Annotated in this window: 8 protein-coding genes and 1 pseudogene; 4 read left to right on the top strand and 5 right to left on the bottom strand. The window is 66.8% G+C overall.

Annotation, left to right across the window (positions count from 1 at the left end):
* Window positions 1-842 (bottom strand): annotated as a pseudogene (locus ACREPD_RS19520) (hypothetical protein); the annotation flags it as partial.
* Window positions 843-845: 3 nt separating this feature from the next.
* The gene (locus ACREPD_RS19515; RefSeq protein ID WP_431600844.1) at window positions 846-1,016 is read right to left on the bottom strand and encodes an ESPR domain-containing protein; all 171 of its coding nucleotides are present in this window, start codon (window positions 1,014-1,016) and stop codon (window positions 846-848) included.
* 282 nt (window positions 1,017-1,298) lie between these two features.
* Here ACREPD_RS19515 and ACREPD_RS19510 point away from each other — a divergent pair, with 282 nt between their 5' ends.
* Both ACREPD_RS19510 and ACREPD_RS19505 read left to right on the top strand, forming a co-directional pair.
* Entirely contained in the window at window positions 1,299-2,429 is a 1,131-nt protein-coding gene (locus tag ACREPD_RS19510) for a DUF3667 domain-containing protein (RefSeq protein ID WP_431600843.1), read from the top strand.
* Window positions 2,430-2,533: 104 nt separating this feature from the next.
* Window positions 2,534-4,021 (top strand): DUF1254 domain-containing protein, encoded by a 1,488-nt coding sequence (locus tag ACREPD_RS19505; protein ID WP_431600842.1) that lies wholly within the window; start codon window positions 2,534-2,536, stop codon window positions 4,019-4,021.
* A 49-nt stretch (window positions 4,022-4,070) separates the two neighbouring features.
* Here the strand turns inward: ACREPD_RS19505 and ACREPD_RS19500 are convergent, their stop codons facing one another.
* Together ACREPD_RS19500 and ACREPD_RS19495 are read right to left on the bottom strand one after the other, a co-directional pair.
* On the bottom strand, window positions 4,071-6,623 hold the full coding sequence (locus ACREPD_RS19500; protein WP_431600841.1) for an autotransporter outer membrane beta-barrel domain-containing protein: 2,553 nt from the start codon (window positions 6,621-6,623) through the stop codon (window positions 4,071-4,073).
* Window positions 6,624-6,677: 54 nt separating this feature from the next.
* A complete protein-coding gene (locus ACREPD_RS19495; protein WP_431600840.1) occupies window positions 6,678-9,452 on the bottom strand; it encodes an ESPR-type extended signal peptide-containing protein in 2,775 nt (924 codons plus the stop codon).
* A gap of 291 nt (window positions 9,453-9,743) precedes the next feature.
* Between ACREPD_RS19495 and ACREPD_RS19490 the strand changes: the two genes are divergently transcribed.
* Window positions 9,744-11,309 carry an SDR family NAD(P)-dependent oxidoreductase gene (locus ACREPD_RS19490; RefSeq protein WP_431600845.1) on the top strand — a complete coding sequence of 522 codons (1,566 nt, stop codon included), beginning with the start codon at window positions 9,744-9,746 and terminating at the stop codon, window positions 11,307-11,309.
* Window positions 11,310-11,360: 51 nt separating this feature from the next.
* Here ACREPD_RS19490 and ACREPD_RS19485 read toward each other — a convergent pair whose 3' ends face one another.
* Window positions 11,361-11,921, bottom strand: a complete 561-nt coding sequence (locus tag ACREPD_RS19485; protein ID WP_431600839.1) for a hypothetical protein — start codon at window positions 11,919-11,921, stop codon at window positions 11,361-11,363.
* Between the two features lie 254 nt (window positions 11,922-12,175).
* On the opposite strand from ACREPD_RS19485, the gene ACREPD_RS19480 reads away from it, so the two are divergent.
* A complete protein-coding gene (locus tag ACREPD_RS19480) occupies window positions 12,176-14,224 on the top strand; it encodes a TonB-dependent receptor domain-containing protein (RefSeq protein WP_431600838.1) in 2,049 nt (682 codons plus the stop codon).
* Window positions 14,225-14,264 lie beyond the last annotated feature (40 nt).

The following is a 14,264-nucleotide window of genomic DNA, read 5'->3' as shown; positions in this document are numbered from 1 at the left end:
GCATTGAAGGTGCCACTGGTGGTCTTCCAGCTGGAACCGGTGCCGCTGATCGTCGCGTTGCCCGTTGCGCCCGTACCGGCGCCAAGGCTGCCCGTGGTGCTGGTGACAGCGGCGCCATCATTGATGACAAGCGTGCCGTTGCTGTTGGCGGCGCCGCCAACACGCACCAGGCCGCGGTTGGTCCAGGTCGATCCGGCACCGCTGACGGTGACGGTGCCGGTGGAACCGGCGCCATTGGCAATGGAGCCGGCCGCATTGTTGACCGCACCACCGCTCAGAATAGTCAGTTCGCCGCTGCCGAGGCTGCCGACCGTAAGCGCGCCCGTGTTGTTCCAGACGCCGTTGGTGCCCACGGTCGCCTTGCCGGTAGAGCCGGCGGCAACGCCAAGATTGCCCGCGCCGTTGCTGACGGTTGCGCCGTTGGTGATGCTCAGTTCGCCACTGCCGGCGTTACCGATGTTCAGGTTGCCCGGAACGGGCGTCGCCGCGGTGCTGGCGATGGTCCAGCTGGAGCCGGCGCCGTCCACTTCCACGTTGCCTTCGGAGCCGGCGACCATGCCGACCTGGCCTGCGGTGCTGGTGACTACGCCGCCATTGGCGATCTGCAGATCACCCGAACCGTTGTTGCCGACATACAGGGTGCCATTGTTGCTCCAGCTTGCCGCGCCACCTGCCGCATCAACGGTGACGGTGCCCTGCGCGCCTGCCTTGTCACCGATCGAGCCGACCAGGTTGCTGACCGTGCCACCGGCGGTGACGTTCAGCGAGCCGATGCCTATATCGCCAACATTGAGACGATCACCCAGCGTCCACGGCGAAGACTCGCTACCGGGTACCGTCACTGCTCAATCGACGCTGGTCGCCATTGCAGGCGAGGCCATGGCCATGGCCAGGGCAAGCAGTGCCGGCTTGCTGGCACGACCGCCTTTGCCTTTGCCGCGACCATGGGTCAACTCGGAAACAACGACCCAATTGCCAGTCGACGCATTGCGGACTACCCGATAAATCTTGTTCATATGCGAGCTATCTCACGAAATGGAAATCACGGCCGCATAGTCCTTGAACATGCAATTGTTTGATGTCAGACGGACCTGAAAAGAATTGGAGAAATCTTTCGTAAAGCGTGGCGTTCATCACGCAGTCAGCTGAATCGCAACCGCCGACATGCTCGATTGGCAGCCCGATGTGGTGACGCCGATCCATCACCAAGGGGGCGCAAAGGCCCGTGGGACAGGCACTGGCAAGGCGCGGGGGGCGCCCTTATCGTAGGGGCCTTCCGCACCCTGGCCAGACCACCCATGTCTTCCGCTCTACCGCACCCGACTGCCTGCGAGAACTGCGCGACGCCGCTGCAGGGCGACTTCTGCCACCACTGCGGGCAGTCGGCGCACAGCCCGGTCCGCAGCTTCGGCCATGCGGTGGAGGAGGTATTCGAATCGTTCTGGCACCTGGATGGGCGCATCTTCCGCACCCTGCAGCAGTTGCTGCTGCCCGGCCGGCTGGCCGCCGCCTATCTGGCCGGTCACCGGACGCGGTACATCCCGCCGATCCGGCTGTTCGTGATCCTGAGCGTGCTCACCTTCTTCGTCGCGCGGCTGGCGGTGCACGTTGATGCCGGCACCTTCATCAACCAGACCCGTACGCCGCCGGAAGTGCCGGGCGCGTTCCGTGATGCCACCACGAGCGACGAGGTGGAGCATGTCCGTCGCGCCCTGCTGGCACCGCTGCAGCAGTCACGCAACACGATGCCTGAATCCCTGCGCTCGCCGATCGATGTGGCCATCGCCAAGGTCGAGAAGCAGGCGGCCCGGCGGCAGCGGGAGCTGAAGGAGCATCCGCCCGCCGCGTCAGCGCCTGCCGCAACGAAGGCTGCCGCCAAACCGGTCCAGGTAACGCCTGGCGACGGGTCCGATCCTGTAGACATCAGCTTCCTGCCCGGCTTCGCCAACCGCTGGCTGACCGGACAGGCCGAGACCATCCGCCTCAACCTGCCGCGCATCAGCGAACGGCCGCAGCTGCTGGTCAATGCGTTCTTCGGCGCGGTGCCGTCGGCGCTGTTCGTGCTGGTGCCGTTGTTCGCGGTGCTGCTGAAGGTGTTCTACCTGGGCAGTGGGCGGTTGTATCTGGAGCACCTGGTGGTGGCGCTGTACAGCCATGCCTTCCTGTGTGTCGCCCTGCTGGGCATCCTGCTGCTGTCGATGCTGGGCGGGCAGATGACCGCCGTGCCCGGGGCCGGAATCATCATCGGCGTTCTGATCACGCTGTTGGTGCTGTGGATGCCGTGCTACCTGCTCATCATGCAGCGGCGGGTGTATGGCCAATCGTGGCTGGTTACCACCTTGAAGTTCACCGCACTGGGGTGGCTGTACTTCACGGTGGTGACCGCCGCCACCGTTGTCCTTGCCATTGCCAGCCTTGCCCGGATCTAGGCCACTAAGTAGTTTTACCCAGGCGGCCTGCACGAATTGCGGTGGAACGTGGATGAGCGCCCCATCATGCTCATTCGCACCCCCTCCCTCGCCAACGTGCCCCCATGGCTACGTCTCCGATCGTCCGCCTCGGCGCAGTGCTGCTTGGCCTGTGCGCGTTGGTGGCATGCGGCAAGCGTGATTCCGACGCGGCGGCCCCGACACCGGCTGCGACCACCGCACCGCAGGCGGCGGCGCCCGCGCCTGCCGATGCCGCGCATACCCGCGAACTGCGCGCGACGGCCAAGGATGCCTACATCTGGGGCTTCCCGATCGTGGAGGGGTACAAATCGATGTACCAGCAGGCGGTGGATCGCGGCGGCGCGAACTTCCACGCCGGCTTCAACGAAATCGGCAGCGTCGGATCGGTGGCAACGCCCAAGGACACCTCGATCATCACCCCCAATTCGGACACGCCCTATTCCTTCCTGTGGATGGACCTGCGCGCCGAACCGGTGGTGATCAGCGTTCCCGCCATCGACGCCAAGCGCTACTTCTCGGTACAGCTGATCGATCTGTACACCTACAATTTCGCCTACATCAACCGTTCGGTGACCGAGGGCAAGGCCGGCGCCTTCATGATCGCCGGCCCGGACTGGAAGGGGGAAACGCCCAAGGGCGTGCGCGAGGTGTTCCGCGCCGAAACCCAGCTCGCCTACGCGCTGTTCCGTACACAGCTGTTCTCCCCCGCCGATCTGGCCAACGTCAAACGCCTGCAGGCGCAGTACAAGGTGCAGCCGCTCAGCGCGTTCCTTGGCACCGCGGCGCCACCACCGGCGCCGGCGGTCTCATTCCCGCCGTATGACGCCGAGAAGGCCAATGGGCCCGGCTTCTTCTCCTACTTGAACTTCCTGCTGCAGTTCGCGCCGGCGGACCCCAGCGAAACCGAACTGCGCCAGCGGTTCGCCGCCAGCGGGATAGCGCCCGGCAAGCCGTTCGACGAGGCGTCGCTGCCGCCCGCCGACCGCGACGCGCTGGCCGGCGGAATCGCCGATGCCAACCAGGCGCTGGAGCAATTCGTCGCCACCGAAGTCAATACCGCCAAGGTTGCCAGTGCCGATTTGTTCGGCACCCGCGCGGCGTTGAAGAACAACTACCTGTATCGTTTCGCCGGGGCCAAGCTGGGCATCTTCGGCAATTCCGCCTCCGAGGCCGACTACCAGAGCTACTTCGTCGATGCACAGGGCGCGCCGGCCGATGCCAGCCAACACGATTATGTGCTGCGCTTCGCCAAGGATCAGTTGCCGCCCACCAATGCGTTCTGGTCGGTCACGCTGTACGACGGCAAGAACAAACTGCTGGTCGACAATCCGCTGAATCGCTACCTGATCAATTCGGCCATGCTGCCCAAGCTCAAGCGCGACCCCGATGGCGGCCTGACGCTGCACATCCAGCACGCCTCGCCCGGAACGGACAAAGAGGCCAACTGGCTGCCTGCTCCGGCCGGCCCGTTCTATCTGGTGCTGCGTAATTACAGCCCGGCCAAGGCGGTCGTGGACCGCACCTGGCAGAAGCCGGCGCTGACCCCGGTGCCTCGCGGTTCCAGCGACTGAAGGCGTGATTCAGACGGGGCGGATTCCGCCCCGTCTCACATTTGCACGATTAGAACTGCGCCCTGACCGTCAGCTGCGCGCCCTGGTCCCGGACGCTTGAGCCGAAGCGACCCTGGTAGTCCGCCCTGAACTCCACCTGCGGCGTCAATTGCGTGGTGAAGCCCAGCTCGGCCACACCGGCCTTCTCTTCCACCGGAAGACCATTGACGAGGAACGCCGCGCCGCCGGCGGCGAACTGCTGGGAAAGTTCGCTGATGGTGTCGCCCCATGCGCGCTGGTAGCCCAGATTCAGCACTACTGCTGTGCTGAAGCGCGACTCCAGGTGCCACTGCGTGCGCAGGCCGGCCGTACCGATGTCCAGCGTGCGCGTCTGCGCATCGCCGACCAGCGCGGCGTCGCCGCCCCATTCCTGGAAGCCGTCCTGTTCCAGCCGCACATGTGCGTAGTTCAGGTACGGCTCCAGGTGCAGGCGTCCCACGGTGCCGCCGTGGGCGACATCCACGAAGCCCTGCCACAGCCGTGCATCGTCGGTGGAATGCAGCTTTTGGTCGGCTGCCCAGCGCTGGACGCGGCTGTCGGTTCGCCCGCCGGTCAGGCCGCCACGCAGCGCCCAGGCGCCAAACCCGACGCCGCCATAGAGGCTGGCGTACTTGCTGTTGGTGCGGGCGTCCGCGCTGCGCGCGTCGACCTCCAGCGTGCTGCGTGCCTGACCAACGGCTACGCCGAGCACGGCATCGTTCTCGAAACCGAGATCCGCGCCGGCCATCCAGCCGGTGCCTTGCTGGCGGCCGAGTGCCGCGTTGCCGTCGGCGTCGTTGCGGCCTCGGTGGCCCCACGCCGTGGCCCAACCACTGGCGGGCCCGCCTGCGCTGACATCGCCGGCATCTGCATCCACCAACCGGTTGGCCAGGCTGCGGCGGACCCGGGCGGCATCGTCCAGAAGTGTTACCTGCGTGCTGGCATGCACCTCGCCGGAATAGGCATCGAACGCCTGGCGTGCACTGCCTTCGTCCATCACCACCACGCGGTCGTACAGCGCGCCGCTGCCCAGGCTTTCCAACGCGGTGGCCGTGCTGCGCTGGTTGTAGGTCGTACCTACCGCCGGGAACGCCACCTGGTTGCGGGCCAGTGCAAGCGTCACGGAGGTGGGGGCGTACTCCAGCGTGGGCGTCAGGAAGGCCAGGTTGTTGCTTACCGTGTTGAACCTGCCGGTCACCCCGCCTTGCGAGGTGATGAGCGTGTAGCGCGTGAGGGGATTCCACGCCGCGCCATCAGCAAGGCTGACCACCGACCCGCCCAGGATGGTGGTCGTGCCGTCCACCGCCAGCTGGTCGTGGCGACCGTCTGCGTCTACCTCCACTTCGTAACGTGCCGACGCCTGCAGCACGGCGTTGCCGCTGACGTGCAGCGTGCCGATGGAATTGCCCGGGGCCAGCGTGCCCTGCAGGTCGAGGTTGCCCACCCGGCCAACCCCCTGCAGACGCGCACCCTGCCCGATGCTGACACTGCCACCCAGCGTCGCGTTGGCGGTGCTGGCATCGCCCACCACCAGGGTGCCCTGCTCCACCTGCGTGCTGCCGGCGTAACCCTGGGCCTGCTGCACCACCAAGGTGCCGGTGCCGGTCTTGAGCAGGCGCCCGCTACCGGTGAACGCGTCGGCCAGTACGCTGTCTTCGTTGCGGTCGAGCACCAGCGTGCCGTCGTTCTGGATCGGACCGCGCAGTGCACTGGCACTGCCCTGCAGCGTGCCGGCCTCGATGAAGGTGCCGCCGGTGTACGTATTGGTACCGGCCAACTGCACCGTGCCGGTGCCGCGCTTGGTGAGCGCGCCAGTGCCGGAGACATCGGCGGCCAGCGTGCCATTGCCGTCCTGCTCCACCACCAGCGCTGCGTTGTTGACGATGCTGCCCTGCAGGCTTTCCGTGTCGCCCTGCAGCGTGCCCGCGTCCACTACCGTGCCGCCGGAGTACTGTTGCGCACCCTGCAGCAGCAGCGTGCCATCACCGCGCTTGAGCAGCGCGCCACTGCCGCTCAGCGCGTGGTCGAGCACGAACGTGTGATCGGCATCGGCGATATCGAATCCGCCACCGGCGGCGCCCAGCGTCACGTTTCGCTGCAACTGGTCCAACGCGGTACCGGTGACCTGCAGCACGCCGCCGTCCAGCAGCAGCGCGGCGCTGGCATCGCCCAGCGCACTTTCGCTGGCGACCGACAGCGCGCCGCCGGCGACGCGGGTGGTGCCGGTCCAGGTGTTGGCGGCGGTCAGCACCAGCGTGCCGAGGTCGGTCTTCTGCAGGCCGGCGGTGCCGGTGAGTACGTTGTTGATGGTGGTGGTGTAGCCGGCCCCCAGTGCGCTGCCATCACCCACTCGAATGACCGGGGTGGCACCCTGAGCGTCAGCTACCAAGGTAAGAGCATCGCCGCTCAGCACATAGCCGTCGCTGGCGAACTGCAGGCTCTGGGTGGACACCGCGCCGCTGCTGTTGCTGACCGTCACGGTGCCCGCGTCACCCGCGAAAATGGCATTGCCGGGGTTCGGCGACATGCTCGCGGTGAGCGTGCCCTGCGCGTCGGTCCACACCGGCGCGGTGTTGCTCCACACGCCACTGCCACCGCCCGCGCTGTTGGCCGATGCCTGGCCGTTGGCGTTCCAGAACTACAGCGGGGTATTGCCCGGCACGATCAGGTTGATCTGCCGGCTGGCGCCCAGTATCTGCAGGATATTGCCCTGCGGAATGCTGGCGAAGCCGCCATTGGTCAGGATCAGGGTATTGCCCCAGGTGAACAGACGATACAGACCTGCACCGAACCCGCCGCCGTCACTGACGTTGAGCACCGCGTCGTTGATGCTCAGGTTGCCGCCGACCACGACGCTGTCGCCCTGGCCGATGGCGGCGAACGGCGTAGCGGCGTTGGGAGCGCCCAGCTCGAAATCGAGAATGGCGCCCTGCTCAAGCTGCAGATCGCCCGTGACGGTCAAGGTGCCGATGCTGTTGCCGGGCGCGAGACGGGCGCCGCTCTGCACCACGACATTCGTATCGAGCGTGCCGTGGCCGCCCAGTGTGGCCCCCGCGTTCACCGTGAGGCCCGCGCCACCGAGGGTGGCACTGCTGCCGGCACTGCTGCCCACCACAAGGCGACCCGCCTCCACGGTGGTCGCACCCGTAAAGCCTGCGGAGCTGCCATCGAAGGACAAGGTGCCGGCGCCCTGCTTGCGCACCGCACCGCTGCCGGACAGCGCGTACGCATACGCGCTGTCATTGGAGCGGTTGAAGATCAGCGTGCCGTTGTTGGCGATGTTGCCGTTCAATTCGCCAGACGTTGCGCCCGTCCCCACCCGCAGCTCACCGCCTGACGGCAGCACGACATTGCCGGTCGACTGCAGCGTGCCGGTCAGCGTGGTCGGCGCGACCGGGGAAAGATTGATGGACCGCACGTTGACGTTGCCGCTGATGGTCAGTGGGGTGACGCCTCCCAGGGTGACGTCCCGCGCCGCCAGCGTGCCCAGCGTACTGATGACGTTGCCTGCGCCGCTCAGCGACAGGTCGCCGCTGAGCGTACCTGCCACGGTACTGGCCGTGACCCCGCCCGCGACCTGGGTGACGCTGCCGCCGTTGAACGTCAGCGTGCCCTGCGTCTGCACGTCCCCGTACAGCAGGATATTTGGGCTGGCCAACACCGTATTGCCGGTCGAATCGATTCCTGAAACCAGCAGGGCACTGGCCGCCACGAACGTGATGTTGCGGCCGGCCGCGTTCATCTGGCCGAACAGCTGGTTGCCGGCATTGCTCAGCGAGATGTCCTTGCCCGTGGCCAGGAAGGCGCCCGAGCCGCTGAGAATCACCCCGCCAGTGGCCGTGATGTTGCCGCCGGCAGTGACGCTGATGTTGCCCATGCCGGAGAAGCCACCCACAAAGTCGATCGTCGCGTCGCTGTTGAATACCCGCGAGGCGTTCAACGCGAGCATGCCCGTGTAGGACTGCGCACCGGTGGTGGTGACGTTGCCCCCGATGACAGTGCCGCCGATGTGATCGAGCGCCAGCGCACCGACGAGGTTGACATCGCGCAGCACCAGGTTGCCTGTGCCGCTGCTGCTGGCGTTGCCGGTGCCCGACAGCAGGCCGTTGACGGTGAGACTGTTGCCGACGCTGCCCGTGTCCAGACGCACTGCGGCGGTTCCACCGTTGAGCGTCACCCCGTCCAGCGTGGCCGTCGTGCTGCTCGCAAGGGTCGCCGTGGCGTTGGCGTTCAATTCCACCAGGCCGTGGATGACCGAGCCGGGCATCAGGTTCAGCGTACTGCCCGTGCCGTTGAACACCACCGCCGAGGCGTAGCCGGCCCCGCTGGCGCCGCCTGCCAGGGTGCCGCTGTTGTTGATCGTCGCGCCGCCCTGGGTGATGACACCGGCGCCGGCCGCGCCATTGCCGGTCAATGCGCCGCCACGGACGGTGCCGGTGTTGTTGAGGGTCAGACCCGTGTTCAAGGCGCGGATGCCGGCACCCGAAGCACCGTCACCCGCGGTTCCAACCGGGCTGCTTGCGCTGCCGGCGGCACCGCCTGCGCCGCCGGTGATGGTGCCTGCGTTGCTGACGTACGGTGCCGCGCCGAACAGCAGCACGCCATCACCACCGCCACCCCCACCGCCACTGAACGCCGCGCCCGGCTGCGTATTGTCGCCCCCGCGGCCGCCTGCACCGCCGGTGATGGAGATGTCAGCCTGGATCAGGCCCAGAGTGAAGTTCGACACGACGCTGATGATGCCGGCACCGCCGCCGCCGCCGCCGCCCGCGCCAAATCCATCACCCGCCAGCATGGAGCCGCCGTTGCCGCCTGCACCGCCAAGCAGGTTCGTGCCGCTGGCCAAGCTCAGGCCGGGATAGGTTGCATACTCGCCGGCACCGCCGCCGCCGCCGCCGCTGGGACTGTCACCGTGGCTGGTGCCATCGCCGCCCCTCACCCCCTGGCCGAGCGTTCCCGCGAAAAAATCACCGGCCGCGCCGCCGGCGCCGCCGAGCACGGTCACGCCGGTGCTGGTCTGTACGCCGCTGGCGCCCGCGCCGCCCGCGCCGTTGAGCGATTGGCCGCCTGCCGCCTGATTGGCCGGTGCCAGCGTAACGTCGTAGTGCAGGGCCGCGCCGCCCATGCCATTGCCGGCGCCACCGCTGCCGGCCGCGTCACCGGTGGCAAAGACCGGAACACCGCCGCCGGGTGCGCTGCACCCGCTGCTGGCGCTGGGCACACAGGTCTGCGCCACTACCGGACCGGCAGCGGCGAAACCGCCTGAAGCAAGCAACGCCAACCAGAGCAGGTTGAGGCGCGGGGGTGAATCGCTGGCCCCGGTGGCGGCACCTCCGTGGGCGGATGCATGCTCGCAAGCGACCTGCAGCACGCGCAGGGCCTTGTTCCATACCAACCGGTAAGTGCGATTCATTCCCTTTCCCCAATAAGGCACCGCCCGCGCTGGCCGGCAGTTGCTGTTCCATAGATGTGGATCGTACGGCGGGCCGTCGCGCTCCCAACCCCTCGGGAGCCCCGCCTCTGACGCGGGAGTGTGACACAGCCCTCAAAACGCCGTCGGGCCTGCCAGAACACCCCCAAAAAGCGCCGCTGTTCAGGCCCCGCCAGCATCCACGCGCCAGATCAGGGAGAATAGCGGCCCGCTGCAGCTGCCGTTACCTCCGGATCCAACGTGAACGCCATCGCCTCTTCTCCCGCCGACGCCCTGCCCCAGGACGACCTGCCCCTGACCGACCGCCTGCGCGCCGCGCTGGACCTGCTGGAGGCGATCGAAGCCGACCGTGCCGTACTCGACACGCTGCCGGAAGATGATCGCGTGCGCTTCCACCAGGTCGTGGCCAAGGTCTACCACCCCGAGCCGAAGGCGCGGCGGGCGATGCTCAAGCAGCAGGCCAAGGTTCGCCACCAGGAAAAGGTGCGCAAGGCCGAGGCGCTGCTGGAACAGACCGGCATCCGTGCCCTGCGCCGCAAGCCGGTGTTCAGCACGCCGAACTATTTCCCGCCGCACGCCGCGGGCCTGCATGACGCGCACAACGGCGAGAACGCCCAGGCCGCGCCCGAGCCGGTGCACTCACCCGAGTTGCGCCATTGCTATGTGTGCAAGCAGAAGTTCACCCAGCTGCACCACTTCTACGACCAGATGTGCCCGGCCTGTGCCGAGCTCAACTTCTTCAAGCGCACCGAGACCGCGGACCTGCGCGGCCGCGTGGCACTGCTGACCGGCGGCCGCGTCAAGATCGGCTACCAAGCGGGCCTGAAGCTGCTGCGTGCGGGCGCACAGTTGATCGTGACCACGCGCTTCCCGCGCGATTCGGCGGCACGCTATGCCGAAGAGCCCGACTTCGCCGAATGGGGCCACCGCCTGCAGGTGTACGGCCTGGACCTGCGCCACACGCCCAGCGTGGAAGCGTTCTGCAATGAGCTGTTGGCCACGCGCACGCGCTTGGATTTCATCATCAACAACGCCTGCCAGACGGTGCGCCGCCCGCCGCAGTTCTACGCGCACATGATGGCCGGCGAGACCGCGGCGCTGCACGACCTGCCCGAGACGATCCGCAAGCTGGTGGGCCAGTACGAAGGCCTGCGCAGTCCGGAAATGCTGGGCCTGGGTTCGGACGACGCGCTGCCGACGCTGCAGGACCGCAGCGCCGCCGGTGCCGACGGCCTGACCCGCGCTGCCGAACTTTCACAGGTGCCGCTGCTGGCCGATGAGCTGCTGGGCCAGCAACATCTGTTCCCCGAAGGCCGGCTGGACCAGGACCTGCAGCAGGTGGACCTGCGCGGGCGCAATTCGTGGCGCCTGCTGATGGCTGAAGTGCCGTCGGTGGAGCTGCTGGAGACCCAGCTGGTCAATGCCATCGCGCCTTTCATCATCAATGCGCGCCTGAAACCGCTGATGCTGCGCACGCCCGAGCGCGACAAGCACATCGTCAACGTGTCGGCAATGGAGGGGCAGTTCTACCGCAACTTCAAGACCACCCGCCACCCGCACACCAACATGGCCAAGGCCGCGTTGAACATGATGACGCGCACCTCGGCCGCCGATTACCAGAACGACGGCATCCACATGAACAGCGTGGATACCGGCTGGGTGACCGATGAAGATCCGGCCGAGATCGCCGCACGCAAGGTGGAGGAAGAGCGCTTCCACCCGCCACTGGACATCGTCGATGGCGCCGCGCGCATCGTCGACCCGATCATCCACGGCGTGAACACCGGCGAACACGTGTGGGGCCAGTTCCTGAAGGACTACGCGCCCACCGACTGGTGAGGCGCGAACGCTGCGCCTGCCGTCACGCAGGCGCAGCCGGACCGGGTTGCCTCAGGTACGCGGCAACGGATTGCAGATCTGGAAGGCCGCCGTCTTGAACGCCACCTTCTGCTCGATCAGGTCCTTGAGCTTCTTTACATGGGCCACGCGTTCGTCGCCCGGCGGATGGTGGCCGCTGACGTGCGGGTCGAAGATGCCCGTGGTGCGCCAGTTGCCGATCGAGGCGAGCACCTCGGTCCAGGTGTGGCCGAGCTCGACCAGGATGTAGGCGGCGCTCAGGTCGGCGATCACCTCGGTGGCCTGGCCGCTGATGCCGGCCAGCCCGACTTCGCCCAGGATATGCAGGCTGGTGCCGTGACCCAGCTCATGACCGATCGCGAACTTGATGGTGATGTTGTCCTTCAAGGCCAGCAGGCCTTCGCTGACAACCAGCCCCATGCCATCGTCGACCGGCGTCAGGTTGCCGTTCGGCACCGCGCCCTTTTCGGAGATCACCTTGCCCACCATCAGCATGTCGCAGGTGGTGGGCGTGGCACCGGCGTAGAACAGCTTCGATATCTTTGCGAGCGCAGTCGTCGCGAACTCGCTTGCCTGCGTGGTGTTCATGGTCATGGAAGCACTCCTTGGGTTCGAGCACCCCTGCCGGTTGCAGGAATGCGGAGCCTTCTTTTTACGAGTGCGGGCAGGCGCACGTTTGGCGGCGTGTTGCAGCGTGTGTGCCTGCTGATGCGGCACGCGGACGCGGCCATATGTCGCAATGTGTCAAACGCGAATGCGTCGTGATACCATTGTGAACGTTGTTTGAAACACGCCACATGGACGTCCCAGCCATCGCCAGCGGACCCTCTTACTCAGGAGTTTGCTCGATGCACGTTTTCTCCCCCCGTTCCGTCCACGCTGCTGCCGTTCTGGCCGGCGCCATCGCACTGACCCTCTCCGCCCAGGCCCACGCCGCCGGTGACGCCGCTGCGGATACCAAAGACATGAACACCGTGGTGGTCACCGCCACTGGCGCCCAGCAGTGGATCCGCGACGCCCCCGCCAGCATCAGCGTGATCACCCGCGAAGACATCGAGCGCAAACCGGTCTCCAGCATCGGCCAGCTGCTCAGCACCGTACCGGGCGTGACCGGTGGTTATGCGCTGTCCGGTGCGCAGTCCAAGATTCGCCTGCGCGGCCTGCCCGAGCAGTACACGCTGATCCTCATCGACGGCCGCCGCCAGGGCAATTCGTCGGGCGTGAACTATCGCGACGACTTGGGCCCGCAGGATCTGAACTGGCTCTCGCCGGACATGATCGAGCGTATCGAGGTGGTGCGCGGCCCGATGTCGTCGCTGTATGGCTCCGATGCGATGGGCGGCGTGATCAACATCATCACCCGCAAGATCGCGCCGGAATGGGGCGGCTCGGTGACCTTCAACTACAGCAAGCCCGATTCCGACACACGCGGCAACACCACGCAGATGGGCGCACTGTTCAGCGGCCCCTTGACCGACACCCTGGGCCTGCGCGTGGGCGCCAACGTCACCGACCGCGAGTCGGACCGTGGTCGCGGCCAGACGCCCGGCAACAAGGCCGAAAACGCGAATGCGCTGCTGAACTGGGCGGTTACGGACGACCACACCGTGGGCTTCGAGGCCACGCATGGGGTGCAGCGCAACAGTGGTGGCGGCGACGTCGGCGCCTGGGGCCTGTCCAAGCTGGTGCATACCGGTTATGTGGTGACCCATGACGGGCGCTACGGCGACGCCAGCACCTCCAAAACCACGCTGACCCAGAACGATTACGAAGACAAGGACAGCCAGGTAGGCAACCACTCCAAGGAAACCGTGTTCGACACCGCGTTCGCCACCGGCTTCCACCTGGGCGTCGAACACCGCTTGAATGTCGGTGGGCAGTGGAAGCGCGAGCAGCTGCGCAACGGCGACACCATCGGCACCGTGCCGGTGACCTGGAGCGGCAGCGGCCGGATCAGCCCCACCAACGAGGCCGCCTCGTGGGCCCTGTTCGCCGAAGACCACATCGCGTTGCACGAGCGCTTCAGCCTGACCGCGGGTCTGCGCTGGGACAACACGGAAAACTACGACGACAACCTGAGCCCGCGCATCTACGGCGTGTGGCACCCGGCCGATGCCTGGACCGTTCGGGGCGGCGTGTCGCAGGGCTTCCGCGCGCCGAACCTGAAACAGGGCAGCGCCGGTGCGGCAACGCAGTCGGGCGGCAACGGCTGCCGCAGCCTGACCGTGGAGGGCTGGACCAGCCGGTCGGTCAGTGCCGATGGCACCACCGGCTGCTACATGGCCGGCAACCCGAACCTGGAACCGGAGACCAGCACCAACTACGAGCTGGGCGTCGGCTTCGATCGGGGCGAGTGGTCGGCCTCGGCGACCTACTTCCTCACCAACTTCGACGACAAGATCGAACAGGTGCCACTGCGCGACATTCCCGGCTACGACTCCAGCTTCGTCAACGGCTTCTGGTGGACGGTGGCGCAGAACATCCAGAAGGCCCGCACGCGCGGCGTGGAGGCCAGCGTCACGATTCCGCTGCATGCCCGCCTGAGCTGGACCACCAACGCCACCCGCATGCTGGAGTCGAAGAACCGCACCACGGGTGCGAACCTGTTGGTGGTGCCGAAGATCACCGCCAACACGTCGCTGGAGTGGCAGGTGAGCGATGCGTGGTCGTTGAACCTGAGCGCCCAGCACATCGGCGAACAGCTGGTGTCGAGCACCAGTTCGACGTTTGCGAAGGCCTACACAACGTGGGACCTGGTCACCGGGTATGACGTCAATGAACACCTGACGCTGCGTGCGGGCGTGCTCAACGCGGGCGATGTGTCCACCATCGATGAAGGCAACACCTACGACGGTGGTGCACGCACCTTCTTCGTGGGCGCTACCGCGCGGTTCTGATTGCGCAGTATTCCGGGTTCCGTGGTTGCCCGCCATGGGC

Origin of the sequence: Stenotrophomonas sp., from assembly GCF_050737075.1 — a bacterium.
Taxonomy (GTDB): domain Bacteria; phylum Pseudomonadota; class Gammaproteobacteria; order Xanthomonadales; family Xanthomonadaceae; genus Stenotrophomonas.
The sequence above is the reverse complement of the archived record's forward strand: the minus strand, read 5'-3'. Positions and strand labels throughout refer to the sequence as shown.